A 20,513-nucleotide genomic window follows, 5' to 3' on the forward strand; every position below is an offset into this window, starting at 1 on the left:
TTTGGATGGCTGAGAGTTTCGGTGTCAAGATGGGAGTTGAGGGCGAGAAGGAGTTTAAAAATGCCCTAAAGGAAATCAACTCCGCTTTTAAGGTGCTTGGTTCAGAAATGAACCTTGTCACATCGCAATTTGATAAAAACGATAAATCCATCCAGTCCTTAAGTGCAAGAAACGGTGTGCTGACGAAGGAGATAGAAGCACAGAAAAATAAGGTGCAGACTTTACAGGCGGCACTTGAAAATGCTTCCTCTTCTTTTGGGGAAGCGGATAGCCGAACCAGAAGCTGGCAGATACAGCTGAACAATGCACAGGCTGATTTGAATAAAATGGAGTCTGAATTGAAAGCTAATGAGGATGCCATTGACAGACTGGGACAGGAGATGGAGGAAGCAGAAGAACAGACGGATGATTTTGCAGAATCACTCTCAGACAGCGGAGATGTGGCAGAGGATTCATCCGGTAAGTTCGAAAAGGTCGGTTCTGTTGTCGCAGGAGTCGGTACGGCTATCGCAGCAGCGGCAGCTGCTATTGGTGCTGCCGTTGTGGCAGCAGGCGTGGAACTGGTAAAACTGGGTGATGAATATAATAAGGCTGTCAATCAGATATCCGCATCCACAGGAGCAACAGGCACGGAATTAGAGGAACTTGGTGCAATCGCACAGAAGGTCTATACCAATAATTTCGGTGACAGCCTTGAGGATGTAGCAGAGGGATTATCCATTGTACAGAAAACAACCGGACTTGTGGGGGATGAGTTACAGAAAGCCACAGAGTCCGGTTTTGCTTTGCGTGATACCTTCGGATATGATCTGCAGGAATCGGCTCGTGCTGCCAATGCACTGATGAAGAACTTTGGTGTGACAGCAGAGGAAGCATATAACATCATTGCAGTCGGCGCACAGAATGGTGCAGACCAAAACGGGGATTTACTCGATACCTTAAATGAATATTCCGCACAGTATTCCGCATTGGGATTGTCAGCGGATCAGTTTGTTACCGGACTTATCAATGGTGCAGAAGCAGGTGTTTTCTCCATTGATAAAGTCGGTGATGCCGTTAAGGAATTTAACTTAAGGGCAAAGGACGGAAGCAATACAACTATAGAAGCATTTCAGGCACTTGGGATGAATGCAGATGAAATGACGAAACGGTTTGCTGCCGGAGGAGAGAGTGCCGAGGAGGCCTTCTTCGAAGTTGTGAATACCTTAAATAATATGGATGACCCGATAGCAAAGAACACGGCTGCGGTTAAACTGTTCGGTACACAGTTTGAAGATTTACAGGCAAATGTACTTCCCGTGCTTGCCGGGATGAAAGATGGGGCGGCTACAAGCTATGATGCCCTGTCACAAATTAATGAAATAAAATATGCGGATTTGGATTCTGCATTGGAGGGAACGAAACGCTCCATTGAGGGTGTGTTCCTACCAACGGTAAGCCAGATGTCCGCAGGAATAACAGATGTATTTTCCACACTGGGAAATGCAATCAATGAAGCAAACGGAGATTTCAGTCAGATAAGTGTGGCAATTGGAACAGCCATAGGAGATGTGGCAGCCATTATCACAGAGCAGATGCCGATGTTCCTTGAGTTGGGACTTAATATCGTGACCTCTATCGGAGGTGCGATTCTGGAAAATCTGCCGATTTTGATTGAATCTGCGACAAATATTGTGCTGACTATTCTGAATTCACTGATAGCCGCCCTTCCTCAGATAACCGAGGGCGCTTTGCAGTTGGTGCTTACACTGGTCAACGGAATTTTAGCGAATTTGCCACAGTTGGTCGATGCTGCGATTCAGATGATTGTCACACTGGCAACCGGAATAGGAGAGGCACTGCCACAGTTGATTCCGACCATAGTCAATGCGGTGATTTTAATATGCACTACTTTGCTGAACAACATGGATAAAATTCTGGATGCCGCTTTTTCCATCATTACCGGATTAGCCCAGGGACTTCTGAATGCACTGCCGAAATTGGTGGCTGCTTTGCCTCAGATTATTTCGTCCATCATCAATTTCATAACCACAAATCTGCCTAAGATTATTGAGATGGGTGTTAAATTGGTGGTTCAGCTGGCGGTTGGATTGGTTAAGGCGATACCACAGCTGGTGGCAAGTTTACCTCAAATCGTGACAGCCATTATTTCCGGTATTGGAAAAGCTGCGACCTCTATTGTGAGTGTCGGAAAGAATATCGTGACCGGACTTTGGAGTGGTGTTTCTTCCATGATTTCGTGGGTAAAGAACAAGATTTCCAGTTTTGTTGGGGATATCGTTGGCGGTATCAAGAGCCTGCTCGGTATCCATTCACCATCCCGTGTGTTTGCTGGAATTGGTGACAACATGGCCAAAGGTCTTGGCGAGGGCTTCACAGATGAAATGGATAAGGTGTCAAAGGATATTAACAATGCCATTCCTACAGACTTTGATGTAGATGCAAGGGTGGGAGCGAATACACAGACTTCCGGTTCGGGAAGTGGCGGAACGGTGATTACTTATACCGGCCCGCTTGTGAGTGTAGCACAGATGGTAGTACGAAGTGAGGATGATATTCGAAAGGTATCACAGGGACTGTATAACCTGATGCAGTCGGGAACGAGGGCACAGGGAATTATACCAATCACCTAAGAAGGAGGAGAAGCATGGGATTTTCATTTCAGGGAATTCATTCGAAGGAAAAAAAGCTGAAAGCAAGAATTACGGGATATCCCATGCTTCCGGCTTTTAGAAATAATACGGAAAGCATACCGGGAAGGTCAGGGATACTGGATTTTGGAATGGAGTATTCTGAGCGTATCATTCCGGTGGAATGTTCCGTGTTCCCGGAGCAGGATTTTTCTGCTCTGGTACATAGAATAGATGAAATTAATGGGTGGCTGAATCCGTATAGAGGGGTTCAGCCATTGATTTTTGATGAATATCCGGACAGATATTTTATGGCGAGACTGAATACGGAAATCAGCATGGAAAGAGTATCACGGACAGCAGGTACGTTTTCTTTGGAGTTTATCTGTCCTGATCCATTCGGTTATGCCGTAGAGGATGAGGTGTTTTCTATCGCAGCAGAGGGCAAGACCACTGTAAACAGACAAAAGGGAAATCTTATATCTGAACCGATTTTTGAATTAAAAGCGATTATGGACAGCACCTCTTCTTATGTGGATATCGAAGTAAATGGGGAGTTGGTTCGTGTAAAAGGAAAACTTGCGGAAGGAGAAACCTTTGTACTTGATACGGCAAAGCTGACGGCTAAAGTTGTGGATTCCAATACCGGGGTAACATTGCGGAACGCTCTTTCACAGCTTGATGAGTTGGTGTTCCCGGAACTGAATCCGGGCGGTAATGAGGTTCTGGTTTCTGTAAGTGGTGCAACCTTTACGGAACTTACGATACAGGGAAGGAGCAGGTGGGTGTAATGGGATTAAAACTGCTTGTAAATGCAACCGAAGATTTCACAGGCGAATTTCGGAAAACAGCCAATACACAGGCACAGTGGAAAATGAATGATTCACCGAGTGGTGATGATACAACGCTACACGATTCGTCCGGTCATGCGAGAAATTTTACCATCAATGGATGGTCGGGAACAACAGCATCTACCCGTGCCGGAAAACTTGGGAAATTTTTTCGGTTCAATACCGTAAATCCAGCAACGGAAAAAACACATCTAAGGGCAACGAATACAGGGGATTTCTTCACAGAATTGGGAAAGAGAATCGTGGCAGGAGGGTGGATATACCCAACTACTTATTCGGTAGGGACAACATTTGTACCTATTTTCAGTACCAGAAGCGGTCCGGGAAATCCTCTGTTTTATCTTTCCCTTCGTTCAGGAAGATTGCGAAATATGCTTTATGATGCTTCTGGTACGCTGATTTATGACGTTATCGAGCCAGACCCGATGGGGGTGGTGCTGCAAAACAATGGTGCGTATTTTATTGGAACGGTCATTGATTTGGAGGCAAAGACTGTACAAAGCCTTGTTTGTGACAGAAGCACAGGGGATGTGTTTAAGACAGCAATTCGTTCTTTTACCGGGGAACTGAATCCTTCCTGTACTGCAGATATCGTCATGGGAATGTATGCAGACAGTTACTACTTTGCCGGAGGATTTGATGATTGGTTTTATGAAACGGATTCTAATCTGACAATTGATGATTTGGAAGCACACTTTCTTTCCGGTCTGTTAGCAAATGGTGCAGATGTGGACTCGTCTGTGGATGCCATATCAAATCCGGGCAGTGTGACCTTAAAGCAGACGGACGGTGTATATGCAGAAAGCGGTGTCCTTTATACAAGGATTTTAGACCTTGGGGAAGGTGGTCTTGCCGGAGAGGGAAAGATACAGCTTGTCGGTACGGTGGATGCAGGGATTACATCCATTTCGGAAGTCAAAACAAGAACATCTGACTCTTTGGAAGATGTATCTTTTTCAGATTGGGAAGCGGTTGGAACGGATGGAGTGATACAATCTCCAAATTTAAGATACATTCAGATACAGATGACGCTTTCTACAACAGATACGTCTATGACACCGGAACTGAGTGCAATTCAGATATACGAGACACCAAAGGCCCCCTATTCTAAATTGGGATATGCAAGGCCGGTGGTGTTAAGTGATGGTGGAATCAGGGAAGCAGTATTAGAAAATGCCTATGACATTATTGTTACGAGTGAATTGAACGGTTCTGACTATTTGGAATTTTCTATTCCATTCAAAGATGGGAAGCGATCATATCTCGATAATGAAAAGAAACTGCAGATTACTAAGGATATTTACCGTATCCGAACAGTCACGGATGATAAGGGTGAGGACGGAAAGACGGTAACGAGCATTTATGCGGAAGCTGCGTTTTATGACCTTGCATATTCTGAAAAGAAAAGTGAACAGACATATGAAGCGGAAACCGCAGAAAAGCCGATGGCTTATGCACTGCAGGGAACCGGATGGAGTGTTGGAAAAATAACGGTATCAACGAAACGTTCCTGGCAGTCCACGGATAAAAATGCCCTTTCCATGCTTCGTACCATTCAGTCCATTTATGGTGGTGATTTGGAGTTTGACAATGTAAATAAACAGGTCAGCCTTCTGACACAATCTGGAAGTAACAGTGGTGCTGTGTTTGCCTATCGTAAAAATATGAAATCCATACAGCGGGTGGTGGATACCAGAAGTCTTGTGACAAGACTCTATGCTTATGGTGCAGATGGTATGACCTTTGCAAGTATCAATAATGGAAAGGAATATGTGGAGAATACGGAGTATTCTTCAGAAATCAGGGTATCAACGCTTGATTGTTCCTCTTTTACCAATCCATATCAGATGCTTGAATATACCGAAATGCGACTGGCAGATTATTCTAAGCCGAGTATTTCTTATGTCATACAGGTAATGGATCTGTCTGTACTGACTGGGTGGGAGCATGAGAGTTTCGGTATCGGAGATGTGGTAACCGTGGATGATAAGGATTTGGGAATCCGAATCAGCACGAGAATTATTCGTATGGATTATAACGTGCAAGAGCCGTGGAAGACAGTCATTGAGCTTTCCACCAAGTTAAAAGAACTGGGTGATTCATCTGCTTCGTGGGAGAAGGCAGCAGATACTCTTTCCTCATCGGATTTGCTGGACAGACAGGAGATGAAGGATTTGGTGGTAAACAACCATCTGCTGAATTCCAGAGCAGATGATGGATTCAGCTATTGGCAGAATTCAGGTTTTGAGGTGGATGGAGAAAACGGTGCTTCCGGCAATGCAAGTTTTAAGTGTGTGGGAGCGTTGAATACCACAAAAACACTGTCACAGGAAGTATATCCGGCTACCAGAAGCAGTTACACAGTATCGGCAAGCATAGTAACTGAAAATCTGAAAAAGGGAGCGAATGGAAGGGTTGGCATTGAACTTATCATTGAATATGAGGATGGTTCGGAAGAAACAAGATTTGTAGAGTTGTATTAGGAGGAATGCACCATGTATTTTACGAGGTCGGCAGGAGCGGTCAGTGTTACCGGAATAGAAAAAGTGAAAAAACTGACGGTAAGGGTAGTGGTGCAGGACTGTACAGGAACCGTGCGTTTTACGGATGTTATGCTGCAGGGCGGTTCGGTAGCAACCGCATGGGTTTCCCATGTGTCAGAACAGAGGTACACCTTTGATGCACAGGAGGTGTGAGGATGGAGTTTATTCGATTTGCCGGAACAATCAATACACATGAAGAAAAGAAGGTGGCAAAGGCTACCGTAAATGTAATTTTAGAGAATTGTACCGGAACCTTTTATATAACAGATATCATGTTTCAGGAAGGTAAATGGCTGACCGGGTATGTGGTAAATAATCTGGAACTTTTGCAGAAAAAACGTGTGGATGGGGAGATAACACCTGTCCGCTTTTTTAATGGGATTGTCCGTTCCGGTGTTACAGCAGTGATTACCAATGACGGAGAAGTATCAGCCGGGCTGAATTATCACATCATTCCAAAAGATACGATGGCAGCAGGAGACATGAGTGTGGCTCATAATTACGGAAGTCACAAGCTGACTCTGCAGAGTGGTTTTTTGGAAGATGATGTTGTTGAAATTAATGCTGATGCAAGGGTGGCAACAAGGAATGGAAGCAGGATTAGGGCTGATGGATTTTATTCTTATTCGGCAGCAGGGGATAGTAAACATCAGATTAAAGTAAAGGACAGGAAGTCAGCACTTGTACGCATGTCTTTTCAGGAGATGGCATACGGGATTGGAGGAAAACGGATGTGAGAAGGGCAAGTAACCGAAATGTCATGGCATGGACATTCATGGGAAATACGAGAATGCATCAGGTGTTAAGAGAAAAAGGAAATAAGCTGTCTCATGTTGGTGTTTTTACCTTTGAGGTTTCAGCAGATGGAACAATCAGCGAGACGGGAACTGCGGTCAGTACCATCCTTCCTTATGTAAAGAAGTGGCCACATATTAAATGGCTTCTGACCATTATGAATCATGGTACTGCATCTATTTTTACAGCACTCAGAGAGAATACGAATGGCGCACAGGATACGTTCCTTTCAGAAATCGTGAGAATTATTGACAAATATCCGTGGTGTTCCGGGATAGATATTGATTTGGAACGTGGAGGGGAGTTGGCGAACCGAACAAAGGCAAATGCGCTGTTCTCACGGATTTACTCTACTGTAAAAGCAAAGGGAGCAAACCTTCATGTAAATATCTGCCTTCCGGGTATGACCAGTGTTGGCGGTTCGGTTGGCGGCGAGAATTGGTGCGTGTATGCCGATTTGGATGCATACTGCGACACAGCAGCAATCATGAGTTATGGTATGAGTTGGGCGGGTTCAGCACCGGGACCGGTATCTCCGAGAAGCTGGCTTGAAGGCATCTACAGTTATGCTGCCAATGCAATGAACCCGGACAAAATCATGATGGGACTTCCTGGATATGGATGGAGATGGCAGATATACGATACTACGGAGAATCTTGGCACGACTTATAGGGGAACAAGCCTTACCTATTATGCTGCGAAATATTGGATGGAGGGCTTATATAATCATACAGGGGATGCCCCACCGCAACCATTTATACCGTTCTTTTCTTATTGGGATTGGACGGATATGGTCCCTTGGGGACTGCTTCAGGTGTATGACTTCATGGAAGGATGGGATACGAGCAGGGAAATAGCAGAGCCGACAAAGCAAGAAACCTATAGTGGCAGAAAATATCTTACAACCTATCTGAAACAGCAGGAGGTATCCTTTGGAACAATCAGCGTTGACAGAGATGGTGTGCCGGATTCTTATTCTGGCAATGCAGTCATTGGGGAAGGATATGCGTCTGTTTTGGATGAAGAAGCGGTGCTGAAATACACATTTGAAGTACCAACAGCCGGAACATATGATGTGGCAGTTGAGATAGTCTATCCAAGATGGGATAAGAATAGCATCGGAATCAGTCTTGATGGGGACAGTCAGATGCTGTCGGAATCAAGGATGTATTTCTTATATTGGAGAAAAAAATTCTGGAGGATATTAAAAAGTGGAGTCAGCTTGTCAGCAGGAAAGCACACCATTACTGTGTCCGGTGGAGTGCCTGGGGTGGTTTTTTATGGCTTTCGGGTATGTTCGGATTTTTCACAGAAAGCGACTGCCGGGGAAGTGTACTATGGATTGAAGCCAAGAAAATTCATGGATGTGAACGGAGAAATGGTACAACCCGATAGGGCATTTAAGGTTACTGCAGAGGTACTTCGCAGAAAGCCGGAAAGTGCGCTTGTATGGTATGAAGATTTCTGTGATTATTCAGAAATCCCTACCAACTATTTTACAGTGCTTGACGGTTCGTGGAAGATTTGGAAGGATGAAAGTTCTGACCGTGTCCGTAAGTATTCGCAGCTGGAAGGCAGTGGAAAACTAGCACTGGATTACACCGGATTTTCTGAAATCCATGTGAGGGCGAGATTTGCCTTTAAATCATCGGGAGGTGGTAAGGCAGGAGTGTTTCTTGGAAGCATTTTCTGCTGTATAAATTACGATACCCAGTGTGTGGAATTGTATCAGGGAAGTAAGAAACTTGGCAGCTATGCATCTTCTTTCAGTAAGACCTCAAATGCAGATTTACGGAGTAATCCAAGCCTATATACCGTGGAAATGAGAATCCGTGGAAATAAGGTAAGGGTATATTCCGGTGCTGCCTACACACTAAGGTTTACAGCAACCATTACTGCAGAAACTGGATATGTGGGATTCATGGCGGAGAAGGGAGTGGTGTGTGACCTCTTGCGACTGGGTGATGCATGGTATTATGAACCTTATGAGTGTTTTGATATTACCTTCCCGGATGGAAAGCAGACTACTTTTGGAAGATGTACTCGTACCGGAATTTCATGGGATAATGAATTTGAATTGTTCCGTGTCAATTCTGATGTGGAGGAAATCAGCACAAGAAGCCAGGATATTTCTATGGATTACGACTTTTTCCATTCCCATGAAATGTCACTGGAATGTGGCAACGATTATGAAATGAAGGTAGTACCACATGATTTGAATGTCTGGCTTTCGAGGATGTATCTTGGAGATGCGGATGGTTTTTCTATTATGTATTACTCCGATGTGGACAGTATTGTCTATTGGGCAAATGAAGCAGCATACACCTATGGCGTGTCAGGGATTGCAATATGGAGTCTTGGTCAGGAAGATATGAGGTTATGGGACAGTATGCCAGATCAGATATAGTTTTGGAATCAAACAGCCTTTTGCGGGCTGTTTTTTTCATACCAAAAAACAAAGAAAGGCAGGTAACAGTTATGAGACAGGCAGTAACAACAGTGCAGTATGTATTTGCAGGAATAGGAGGCTTTATGGGTTGGTTTCTTGGAGGATTGGATGGTTTTCTGTATGCACTCCTTATGTTTGTGGTCATCGATTATGTCACCGGGCTTATGGCAGCATTCGTACAGAAAAAGGTATCCAGCGAGGTTGGTTTTAAAGGCATCTGCAAAAAGGTGGCAATCTTCTGTCTGGTAGGTATCGGCCATGTGCTTGATACGCAGGTCATCCAGAACGGAAGTGTACTCCGCACCGCAGTCATTTTCTTTTACTTATCCAATGAGGGAATTTCCATTATTGAGAATGTTGCCCTTATCGGACTTCCGGTTCCAAAGAAGCTGAAAGAGGTATTGGAGCAGCTGCACGAAGAAGCTGATGAGAAAAAGGAGGATGAGTAATATGGCAATAAAGGTATGTCTGGACGCAGGGCATTACGGTAAATACAACCGCAGCCCTGCGGTTTCGTCTTATTATGAGTCGGACATGACTTGGAAACTTCATAATTATCTTAAGAAGGAGTTGGAGGCATTTGGTATCGGTGTGGTAACCACAAGGACAAATCAGAATACGGACAGAGCATTGTATGAAAGAGGTGCGGCTTCCAAGGGCTGCAACCTCTTTATTTCTGTCCATTCCAATGCTGTAGGCAATGTTGTAAACGAAAATGTGGATTATCCGGTGGCATATGTCCTTTTAAATGGAAGCAGCACGGATATTGGTCTAAAGCTGGCAAAGGTTGTGGAGGCAGTGATGGGAACTGCACAGAGTGGAAGAACCGCAACACGTCAGGGTACAAACGGAGAATACTATGGAGTGCTTCGTGGAGCAAATGCGGTAGGAACACCGGGTATTATTCTGGAGCATTCATTCCATACCAATACAAGAGCAACAAAATGGCTTTCCAGTGACAGTAATCTGCAGAAGCTCGCCAAAGCGGAAGCAGAATGTATTGCTTCCTATTATGGAGTAACGAAAAAGGAAGAAACTGCTCTTACAAAGATTATGGGTAACGCAGTGGCAACGGTGGAGCAGATGACAGCTTATATTAAAGAAAAGAATCCAGATGTTGCACAGTCGGTTGTTGATATGATTCCGCTTTATCTTTTGGAAGGAAAGGCAGAGGGTGTCCGTGGTGATATTGCCTTTGCACAGTCCTGTCTGGAAACAGGTAATTTTGGATTCTCCGGTTCTGCAGTTACACTCGACCAGAATAATTTCTGCGGCATGGGAGTGACTTCAAATGGAATGAAAGGAAATCCCTTTGATACACCACAGCTTGGTATCAGGGCGCAGGTTCAGCATTTGAAAGCCTATGCTTCCACAGTGGATTTAAAGAGTGAATGTGTTGATCCACGCTTTAAGTATGTCACAAGAGGCTGTGCGGAATATGTGGAGTGGCTTGGACAGAAAGAAAATCCAGACGGAAAGGGGTGGGCAGCAGGAGCCGGATATGGTGCAAAGATTATTACAATCTTAAATACAATGATTGGAATTAAGAGCGAGACAACAGAACCGGAGGAAGTCTGGTATCGTGTGCGTAAGACATGGACAGATGCCGCCACACAGAAGGGTGCATTTCACAGTTTGGAAAATGCCAAGAGGTGTGCGGATGAAAATGAGGGATATTCCGTATTTGATGAATCAGGTAAAGTGATTTATTCCAATGATACATTTACACCGTATCTTGTGAGAGTATCCATCGAAGATTTGAACATCCGCAAGGGTCCGGGAACAGACTACGATAAAACAGGTAAGTACACCGGAAAAGGTGCTTTCACTATTGTGGAAGAAGCAGAAGGCAAGGGTGCGAGCCTTTGGGGGCTTCTGAAATCTTATCAGAAAAATCGTGACGGATGGATTTCACTGGATTATACCGAGAGGGTTTAGAAGCAAGCCGGACAGAGACAACAGGTTTCTGTCCGGCTGCTTTTTTCGGCTCCTGACAAGTTTGGACAGAGTGAAAAAAGAGTGGGTGGAAACCGTAGAATTGCTTGACTTTACAGGGATTTAGAGTGATTTATATACTACCAAAAACGAAAGGAGTACTTATTTATATGGTGATTGCAGGAACGATAAATAGAGTAGCTTTTTACTGCAGAGTCAACCATCGTGACAGAGACTATGAAAAATATCTGGACGATGTAATGAGACGGTTGGAAGAAGAATATGGAAAACAGAAATGGGATTTGCAGATATTCTTTGAGGAAGCTTCAGGAGCCGACCCGAACAGAAAAGAATTTAATCGTCTGAAAGCGGAAATCGCAGCAAAGAAGATAGATGTGGTGGTTACCATGAGGGCTGCCACGATTGCCCGTAACTGGGGACAGTTTATGGAGTTCATGCTGATTTGCAGTAAGAAAAATGTGGAAGTGGTGTGTATTGACAAGGTAGAGGATGCGCAGGCCATTTTCCGAAGAATTCAAGAGTTTAAGAAAAGGTTTTTTGAAGGAAGTGATGTAACGTGCGAGTAAAAGTGATTAACAAACGACCAGCTTCGGTCTTACAAAAGAAAAGGGTTTGTGCTTATGCCAGAGTTTCCACAGACAGCAGAAGACAGGAAGACTCTCTTGAAAACCAGATGGAAACTTATGAGAGAATGATTACCGGAAATCCGGAATATGAATTTATCGGAGTATTTGCTGATCAGGGCATATCCGGTTATTGTGAGAACCGCCCACAGTTCCAGAGAATGATGGAAAAGGCAAGGGCAGGAGAGATTGACTTAATTATTACAAAATCCATATCGAGGTTTGCTAGAAATACCGTCACCGTTCTAAAGTTCGCAAGGGAACTGAAGGAACTGGGTGTCGGTATTTTTTTTGAAGAACAGAACATTAACACTCTATCAGGGGACGGTGAGATGATGCTTGCCGTCCTCGCTTCTTTTGCACAGGAAGAAAGCAGAAGCATGAGTGAAAACAATAAATGGTCCATTCGGAAGAAGTTTGAGAGAGGAGAAGTGATGATTACCACATCCCGCTTCCTCGGTTATGACAAAAACGAATATGGAGATTTGATTGTGAACAGAAAGGAAGCGGAAATTGTCAGTCTGACTTTTGACCTTTATCTGCTGAATGTCGGCTCGTCAAGGATTGGGGAGCTGCTTGATTACCTGGGCGTGAAAACAGTGACGGGAACAACATGGGAGAGCGGGACCATCAATGGGATGCTTTGCAATGAAAAGTACAAAGGGGATTTTCATCTGCAGAAGTATTACACCCCTGAAAACAAAAGAAACCATACAAGGAAAAACAACGGAGAAGTGCAGAGTTATTACATTTCGGAAAATCACGAACCAATTGTATCGCCGGAGGTATGGGAAAAGGTGCAGGAAGTCAGGGAACAGAGAAAGCGTGACAGGAATATCGGGCAGGACAGCACAATGAAGTTCCAAAACCGCTATCCCTTAAGCGGAATGCTGATTTGCCCTTACTGCGGAAAAACACTCCGGCGCAGACAGGTTTACAAGAAGAAAATCCAATGGCTTTGCAGTACCTACATTGAAAAAGGAGTCAAGGCATGTAAAGGGATAAGGATTGATGATGCCGAATTGCAAGGTTTGAACATTACGGAACAGACAGTGATTGAGGAGGTGGTTAAAAATGGCAAGAAACATTACTGTTATACCAGCAAAGCAGATTTTGACTGCGGAATCAGGAACAGCACAGTCAGTGCAGAAATTGAAGATGGCAGCGTACTGCCGAGTGTCAACCGACCAAGAAGAACAGTTATTAAGCTATGAGAATCAGGTCAATTATTACACAAATTATATTAGCGAAAATCCTCTTTATGAATATGCAGGGACTTATGCGGATGAAGGAATTTCGGGAACCAATACCAAAAAGAGGGATGAATTCAACCGCATGATTGCTGATTGCAGGGCGGGGAAAATAGACATGATTATTACCAAGTCCATTTCCCGATTCGCAAGAAATACGCTGGACTGCTTGAACTATGTGCGAGAATTGAAAGATTTAGGGATAGGGATTATTTTTGAAAAGGAAAATATCAATACCCTCGATGCAAAGGGCGAAGTGCTGCTGACCATTCTTTCCTCACTGGCACAGGATGAGAGCCGGTCCATTTCAGAGAACTGCACATGGGGAATCCGTAGAAGGTTTGAAACAGGAAAACACAAAATGAGTACAAAGCGTTTTCTTGGCTACGATACGGATGAAACGGGGAAGCTGGTAATCAACAGGACACAGGAGCCGATTGTAATTCGGTTGTATCAGGAATTCCTGGACGGAAAAACAACCGATTACATCAAGAGGATTTTTGAACGAGAAGGCGTGAAAAATTGGGATGGCGGTACGAAGTGGCAGTCCACAACCTTAATGAGTATGTTGGAAAATGAAAAATACAAGGGTGATGCCTTGCTGCAGAAAAGTTATACGGTGGATTTCCTCACCAAGAAACGGACGCAGAACAAAGGGGAAATTCAGATGTTTTATGTGGAGGATGACCATGATGCCATCATTTCAAAGCGGATATGGGAATGTGTACAGCTTGAAATAAAACGCAGGAAAAAGTATCTGGAGGAGCATGGGACAAACTCCTATTCCCACCGGCCGGAAAGCAATCCATTTGCATCCAAGATAATTTGTGGAGACTGCAATAAGGTTTTTGCACGGAAAGGCTGGCGGAGCAGCACGGGTGTTGACCGTAAGGTATGGCAATGCAGTGAACGGTACAAGGTCAAAGGAGTCATGGGATGTGTCAATCGCCATGTGGAGGAAGAAACGCTGATAAAGGCTTATCTGATGGCTTGGAACGCATTGGTGGAGAACCGAGAGGATTTCATGGAGCAGTGGACAGAACAGCTGCAGAGCGAGAACCTATTGGAAGGTTATCGGGCAGAGAAGTTCATAGAATACACCGATGGAGCAGAACCTCTGACAGAGATGGATACGGACTTCATGCTGAAAACACTGGACCACATCAAGGTTTTTGAGGATGGAACATTGTTGGTGGTGTTCCTGGACGGAATGGAGATTGAATGTAAAAATGAAGAAGAGTAAGAAAAGATGCCGATTGGGAGTTGCGATTCCTGATCGGCTTTTTTTCTTGTTCTTTTGAAGATGGTAAAATAAATGGGAATATGGTAAAATAATGTAGAAATTAAGGTGTTGAGTATTTTTAATATATATAATTATACAAACCGTTACTTGCTACAGTTATTAGTGAGGATATGAATTGAAATTAATGAAGGGGTTGAAGATATGATTTTATCTGATAATGAAACCAAAGTTGATTTACTTAATAATGAAGCAATAGCAAAGACAATAGTTTCTCTTATTAAGGATAGTAAAGAACAACCGATTTCTATCGGTATTCATGGGGACTGGGGTGCTGGTAAATCCAGCATTCTTGAAATGGTAGAAAATGAAGTGAAACTGGCTTCTTCAGTGTCAGGAAAGAAGTATTCTTGTATCCGATTTAACGGTTGGAAACACCAGGGATTTGAAGACTCAAAAGTAGCTTTGATGAGTTCTATTATTTCAGAGCTTGAGAAGAAAGAGAAACTTGGCGTTAAGTCTGGGGAAATATTAAAAAAACTGTGGAAAAATATAAATTGGATGACTGTTGCTAAGACTGCGGGTAAAACCGCTTTAGGAATTGCGACAGGTACAGCACCGCTTACGTTATTATCTTCAACAATGGATATTTTAAAATCAACCGTAACTACAGAAGAGGGAATTGCTGGAGCAATTGAATCTATTGGAGGTTATTTAAGTGACGCAAAAATCACAGAGGACATATCAAGTAATAAAGAATTTTCAGAGTTTCAGGAAAATTTTGCCGAACTGCTAGAAGATGCAGCTATTGAGAAACTTATTGTTTTAATTGATGATCTTGACAGATGTTTACCTGATGTGGCGATTAATACGTTAGAGGCTGTAAGACTGTTTATGTTTACGGAAAAAACAGCATTTGTAATTGCAGCAGACGAGGGAATGATTCGCTATGCGGTTAAAAAACATTTTCCCGATGCAACAGATGAAAATAAGTTTAATGCAGGTGAGGCCTTTGCAAATAAGTATTTGGAAAAGTTGATTCAAGTTCCGTTTAGAATTCCAGCATTAGGTGAGGTAGAAGCGTGTATATACATAATGCTTCTTATGGTGGGTTCTGTTTTGCCAGATGAAAATGAAAACTATAAAAAGCTGAGAGAAGAGGGATTATCTAGAATCAGAAAGCCTTGGAATGTAGAAAGTCTTACGGTTGATGACGTGAAAGAAATTCTTGGAAATGATTATGAAAAGTCATCGAAGGAAGTATTAATTGCCACTCAAATATGCCATTTATTAGCACAAAATACAGATGGAAATCCTAGAAAGATAAAAAGGTTTGTAAATATGCTCTTGTTACGTTATGAGATTGCTAAGAATCGTGGCTTTGGAGACGAACTGGAACTTGCGATTTTGGCAAAGATGATGTTGGCAGAATACTATGAACCAGATTTTTATAAGGCATTACCTAATCATTTGGATTCTGAAGGGAAATGGGATGAAGTTCCTGAAATACTAGCTGATATAAAAACTATGGTCGAAGATAAGAAAACAGTAGAAGCAAAAGAGCGATGGTATGATTTAAACAAGATTTGGAAGTGGATTACTACAGAACCAGAAATTACAGATAAGGACTTAAGACCGTATTATTATGCATGTAAAGAAAAAATGGATTATTTTTCAGGTAAAACTTCTAAAAATGATCTATCAGAAATAGTTGAGCTACTTTTTAGAGATGAAATGATTATTGTAGGTCGTGTTGAAGATTTGAAAAATTTGACAAATCAAGAATCAGATCAAGTGTTCGGAATTGTTGCTCAAAAAATTATGGAAAAAGGGCAATTTGATATGAAACCAAAAGGGATTGATGGTTTGATTGTATTGGTACAGAATAAGCCGGAACTCCGTAAAAGTTTAGTTGATTTTATAGATGCTATTCCTGTAGATAAGGCTGGAGTGTGGATTATACATGGCTGGGATAAAGCAATTCCAAAAGATTGTGATGAAAGAAAAGGAGTAAATCAATATTTTGATAAATTGAAAAGCAGTGGGACGGCAATTGTTAAAGCAGCTTTAAAGAAGATGTGAGGTAATTAATAAATGGGAACATCAACACATAATGGAGGACAAAAAGGTGGAACACCTTTGGTACCGTCATGGTTAGAGCAACCAGATGTAAATCCACAAAATGAAAATGGACTTGGTCCCGATGGTAGTCAAATTCCACCAGTGGGTGATGTGGATCGCTTTAGAACACCACGAGGAGAGTTCACGAGGTATATAAATTCAGGAGGACGGGATAGCAGTTTAGGCCGTAAAAGTGTCTCTAATTACATAAGAAATTCTTTGGGTGGTAGTTCAAATGCGACACAGAGAATGGGAGCTGCTAGAAGCAGTTCTGCAAGATTATTAAATGTTGCAGGTGTATTTGCTTCAGGTGGTGCAAGGGCTGTTGAACAGTATCTTTCTATAGAGAATCTCTCACATAAGACAGCTAGTGACGCATTTATAGCTATTACAGACTTTATCTGTCCAGATGGGGGACCACAAGATGAAGGCATTGCGAGGTCGGCTTATATTTCCGCAATCGAAGAATCACCAGAAATAGCTACAATTAAATTTGAGGATTTGACTTCAGAGCAGATTATGGTGATTGTGGAACGCACCATGGCAAATGCGATATTTAATAGAATCACGAATGATATTGGTAACAAGATTATATTGTTGCCGCAAGAACGAGCTATATCAGACAGATTAATTGTTCAAATGAAGGATTTTGTTAAGGGTTCTGTATCGGATGCTGTTATCAATTTAGATATCAAGGCTGGAAATATTCGACAAGGTGATTCTTTAAGAATAGTGGACCGGGTGTATAAGGCAGCGTTTGAAATTATGGTAAGTGCAGGTGAAAATGAATGAGTCGATATAAATTAAGAGCAAATTATGATATTGAAAATATAGATTCGCAGAAAATGGATGGCACAGTTATTGTTGATGTCCCTATGCTTTCTAATGGCGAACTAAACTATGGATTAAGCCACATTAAGAAAAAATTATATGAAGAAAATGTGTATCCCTCTGAAATTGGATTTGATATCATGTCGCTTGCAACAATGGTTTATATGGCTGATACGCGAATTGAGAGAGTGGTGCATGGACAGGACTCTTGGACGAGAGAAATTGAACTAGAAATACCGGTATCAAATGTAGAGATATGGGACTCACAGATTCGTACGGTTGAACGTATGTTAAAATTTCTTACAGGAGATTTATGGAAAATTACGTTGTCGAGTAGAGCATGGCAGTTTAATAATTTGGAGGAAGTAAGAGAAAAATCAAATAAATATGATGAAGTATCATTATTCTCTGGTGGAATGGATAGTCTTATAAGTACCATTAATTTGATGGAGAATAAGAAAAATACCTTGTTAATAAGTCATGCTGGAGAAGGACTTACTAAAAATGCTCAAAAAAATATTGTGAATAAATTTGACTTGTTATATCCAGATGTTTTACATACATGGTTAGATTTGTGGATGGTGTTTCCACGTGATTATATTCCGGCAGGTGGTAATGATAACAATACAAGGAGTAGATCATTCCTATTTATCGGTTATGCCCTTTTTGCAATGACTGGCATGGATAATATCAATGAACTGTTAGTTCCGGAAAATGGTCTGATTGCTTTGAATGTACCATTGGATGAAACAAGAGTAGGTTCATTTAGTACAAGAACAACGCATCCATTTTATCTTTCTTTGTGGAATGAATTATTAGTGGGATTAGGGTTAAATCTATCAGTAAAAAATCCTTATTGGAATAAAACAAAGGGAGAAATGGCAGGGGAATGTAAAAACAAGGATGTTCTTTATGAGACGATGAAATTATCATTCTCATGTTCTTCACCAGGAAAAGCAAGATGGAAACAACTCAGTCAACAACATTGTGGTTATTGTGTTCCTTGTTTAATTAGAAGAGCTGCAATGCATAAAGCGTTTGGGGATGATGGAACAGTGTATACCGAAACGTCTATTTATGAAATGCAGAATAAAAATGCAGAAGGAATGGGAATTCAATTGCGCTCTTTCCAGTATGCAATAGATAAAATAAAACAGGATAGAAATCGTGCTTTATTTTATATACATAAGCCAGGTCCATTACCGCAGGATGATGAGTATTTGAGAGAATTAGCTGATACATATATACGAGGATTATTAGAAGTAGATGCTTTTATACAGGATAATTTAGCACAAGAGGATGAGAATAATGATTTATGATGCACATTGTCATTTAGATTTAATGGATAATATGCTAGAGTTTATAAATGAAATACAGAATTCTGATATGAATTTATTTGCGGTTGGAACTACACCGAAGGCATATAGTAGAGAAATACAATTTTGCAAGAATGCTAGAAATATTCATGTTGGTTTAGGGATGCATCCGCAATTAGTATCTAGTGGCTATGATGATATGCAGTTATTTAAATCTCTCATTGAAAAAAGCCATTATATTGGTGAGGTGGGATTGGATTTTAGTAAAGGATATATTCAGACCAAAGAATTACAAATAAATATTTTTAGTGAGATTGTTAAGTTATGTGAACAATACAGTGAAAAAGTGATTTCTATTCATTCACTTAAATCGACAAGTACGGTAATTGAAATTTTAAGAACATACAAAAGACAAAAGAGTAATAAATATATATTTCATTGGTTTACAGGTTCTATGCCACAATTAGAAAAAGCGATTGAATTGGGATGCTACTTTTCAATAAATCCGGGAATGTTGAAAACAAAATCGGGAATGGAAGTGATAAAAGCTATACCAATTGATCATGTGTTGTTAGAGACGGATGCACCATTTGCACTCAAAGTTCAACACATAGATGAAATAGAAAAGGAACTCAAAAGAACCATGTCGAGGATATCGGATGTAATTGGATTCGACATATCTGATATAATTAATAAGAATTCAAAAGAAGTGTTTTGCTACTGAATATTTAATGAAGAAACATTGATAAAGGCTAACTGATGACGTGCTACTAAGAAAGGATACTAATAGGAGTCACAATTTCTGGTTGGCTTTTACTTAATCTTCTATGATAGTGAAAGATGTTGGATATGGTATGATAAATGTGCGAGTATGCTTAGAGGTGATTTAAATGTATAACTTAACAAAATGTGCATTGTGTGGAAATGAAGCAGAATTGGAATTGAGCCATACAGTGCCAAAGATGGCTGTAAGGACATTAAAGAAAACAGCAATAGGTAATATTCGGAGTACAGAGAACCCTAACAAAACCATACAGGATAGCGAGAAGTTGTACATGTTGTGTGGAGATTGCGAGGATTTATTTAGTGAAAAAGAAACTTGGTTTGCTAACAAAATATTTCATCCTTATTTAAAAAAGGAGAAAACTATTTTTGACTACGATGAGAATTTGGCTTACTTTATAACTTCTGTTAATTGGAGAAGTCTTTATTTGGATATTTTAGATTTTGTTGAGAATTCAGTGGTTGGTATAGATGCGTTGGAATGTTTGATTGAATCTGAAAAAATAATGAATGAATTCCTGCGAGGAAAACGTAATGATTTAGGGAAAATAGAAAATCACATTTTCTTTTTTGATGACATAAAAGAATTATCTGTTGGTGCGAGCAATTTTGCAGATTTGAAACTGCATGCGACTTTTCATAGAGGGATAGGTAGTTACACTTTTTGTTACGAAGATGAAAAGACCTATGGTACTTTAACAAATATGATGGGAGTAATACTTGTTACTCTTTATCATAAAGGGCAAAGAGAAGTATGGAATAATACAGAGATTTTGAATGGCGTGGGGCGTATTGAAGCGAAAGATCAGCAGATACAGAGTGTTTTTGGAAATGAGTTAATACATATCATGGAAACAGCAAAGAAAGCATCTGAAGCTATGAGTGTAGCACAACAAAAGAAAGCAGAGGATAGAATAAAGGCTGCTGGAGAAGATGTAAAAAATTATTCAGTTTTTCAAGACTGGATGAATGATATGGATTTAAAGAACAGAATCACAGATAAGTGATACAGAAGTGGGGGTAAAGGCTATCCCCATAAGAGGGGTATAAACCTTTTCGCAAAAGATGACGATTTCGCTATTTAGTATAAGAAGTAACTTTCACCGCACGTTGAGACGGTTGTTC

At 41.4% G+C, this 20,513-nt stretch carries 16 protein-coding genes; all 16 read left to right on the forward strand.

From position 1 onward, the window contains the following. Window positions 1-5 precede the first annotated feature (5 nt). The 16 genes from OCV61_RS05185 (at window position 6) to OCV61_RS05260 (ending at window position 20,395) form a co-directional block, all read left to right on the forward strand. On the forward strand, window positions 6-2,633 hold the full coding sequence (locus OCV61_RS05185) for a phage tail tape measure protein (protein WP_155176892.1): 2,628 nt from the start codon (window positions 6-8) through the stop codon (window positions 2,631-2,633). Window positions 2,634-2,647: 14 nt separating this feature from the next. Next, window positions 2,648-3,421, forward strand: coding sequence for a distal tail protein Dit (locus OCV61_RS05190; RefSeq protein WP_155176894.1), 774 nt, complete (start codon window positions 2,648-2,650; stop codon window positions 3,419-3,421). After that, entirely contained in the window at window positions 3,421-5,964 is a 2,544-nt protein-coding gene (locus tag OCV61_RS05195) for a phage tail spike protein (protein WP_158420909.1), read from the forward strand. Before OCV61_RS05190 ends, OCV61_RS05195 begins: the two co-directional genes overlap by 1 nt. A gap of 12 nt (window positions 5,965-5,976) precedes the next feature. Beyond that, on the forward strand, window positions 5,977-6,177 hold the full coding sequence (locus OCV61_RS05200; RefSeq protein ID WP_135990351.1) for a hypothetical protein: 201 nt from the start codon (window positions 5,977-5,979) through the stop codon (window positions 6,175-6,177). A 2-nt stretch (window positions 6,178-6,179) separates the two neighbouring features. Beyond that, a complete protein-coding gene (locus OCV61_RS05205; protein WP_155176896.1) occupies window positions 6,180-6,761 on the forward strand; it encodes a hypothetical protein in 582 nt (193 codons plus the stop codon). Next, complete coding sequence (locus OCV61_RS05210; protein ID WP_330382884.1) at window positions 6,758-9,226, forward strand: glycosyl hydrolase family 18 protein; 2,469 nt, start codon at window positions 6,758-6,760, stop codon at window positions 9,224-9,226. Before OCV61_RS05205 ends, OCV61_RS05210 begins: the two co-directional genes overlap by 4 nt. A 71-nt stretch (window positions 9,227-9,297) precedes the next feature. After that, complete coding sequence (locus OCV61_RS05215; protein WP_155176898.1) at window positions 9,298-9,717, forward strand: phage holin family protein; 420 nt, start codon at window positions 9,298-9,300, stop codon at window positions 9,715-9,717. Window position 9,718: 1 nt separating this feature from the next. Further along, window positions 9,719-11,206, forward strand: a complete 1,488-nt coding sequence (locus OCV61_RS05220) for an N-acetylmuramoyl-L-alanine amidase (RefSeq protein ID WP_243142485.1) — start codon at window positions 9,719-9,721, stop codon at window positions 11,204-11,206. Window positions 11,207-11,373: 167 nt separating this feature from the next. Continuing rightward, window positions 11,374-11,790: a recombinase family protein gene (locus tag OCV61_RS05225; RefSeq protein WP_155176900.1), complete on the forward strand. Its 417-nt coding sequence runs from the start codon at window positions 11,374-11,376 to the stop codon at window positions 11,788-11,790. Then, complete coding sequence (locus OCV61_RS05230) at window positions 11,781-13,061, forward strand: recombinase family protein (RefSeq protein WP_158420910.1); 1,281 nt, start codon at window positions 11,781-11,783, stop codon at window positions 13,059-13,061. The genes OCV61_RS05225 and OCV61_RS05230 overlap by 10 nt, the downstream gene beginning before the upstream one ends. Further along, on the forward strand, window positions 13,006-14,340 hold the full coding sequence (locus OCV61_RS05235) for a recombinase family protein (RefSeq protein WP_158420913.1): 1,335 nt from the start codon (window positions 13,006-13,008) through the stop codon (window positions 14,338-14,340). The genes OCV61_RS05230 and OCV61_RS05235 overlap by 56 nt, the downstream gene beginning before the upstream one ends. A gap of 201 nt (window positions 14,341-14,541) precedes the next feature. After that, entirely contained in the window at window positions 14,542-16,419 is a 1,878-nt protein-coding gene (gene qatA, locus OCV61_RS05240) for a Qat anti-phage system ATPase QatA (protein WP_087308393.1), read from the forward strand. Between the two features lie 12 nt (window positions 16,420-16,431). After that, complete coding sequence (gene qatB, locus OCV61_RS05245) at window positions 16,432-17,250, forward strand: Qat anti-phage system associated protein QatB (RefSeq protein ID WP_140393162.1); 819 nt, start codon at window positions 16,432-16,434, stop codon at window positions 17,248-17,250. Further along, window positions 17,247-18,608, forward strand: coding sequence for a Qat anti-phage system QueC-like protein QatC (qatC, locus tag OCV61_RS05250; RefSeq protein WP_087308395.1), 1,362 nt, complete (start codon window positions 17,247-17,249; stop codon window positions 18,606-18,608). The genes qatB and qatC overlap by 4 nt, the downstream gene beginning before the upstream one ends. Beyond that, window positions 18,598-19,329 carry a Qat anti-phage system TatD family nuclease QatD gene (gene qatD, locus OCV61_RS05255; protein WP_173021885.1) on the forward strand — a complete coding sequence of 244 codons (732 nt, stop codon included), beginning with the start codon at window positions 18,598-18,600 and terminating at the stop codon, window positions 19,327-19,329. The genes qatC and qatD overlap by 11 nt, the downstream gene beginning before the upstream one ends. 166 nt (window positions 19,330-19,495) lie before the next feature. Beyond that, on the forward strand, window positions 19,496-20,395 hold the full coding sequence (locus tag OCV61_RS05260; RefSeq protein WP_155176904.1) for a hypothetical protein: 900 nt from the start codon (window positions 19,496-19,498) through the stop codon (window positions 20,393-20,395). The last annotated feature ends 118 nt before the right edge of the window (window positions 20,396-20,513 follow it).

Source organism: Blautia ammoniilytica, from assembly GCF_025566965.1.
GTDB classification, from domain to species: domain Bacteria; phylum Bacillota; class Clostridia; order Lachnospirales; family Lachnospiraceae; genus Blautia_A; species Blautia_A ammoniilytica.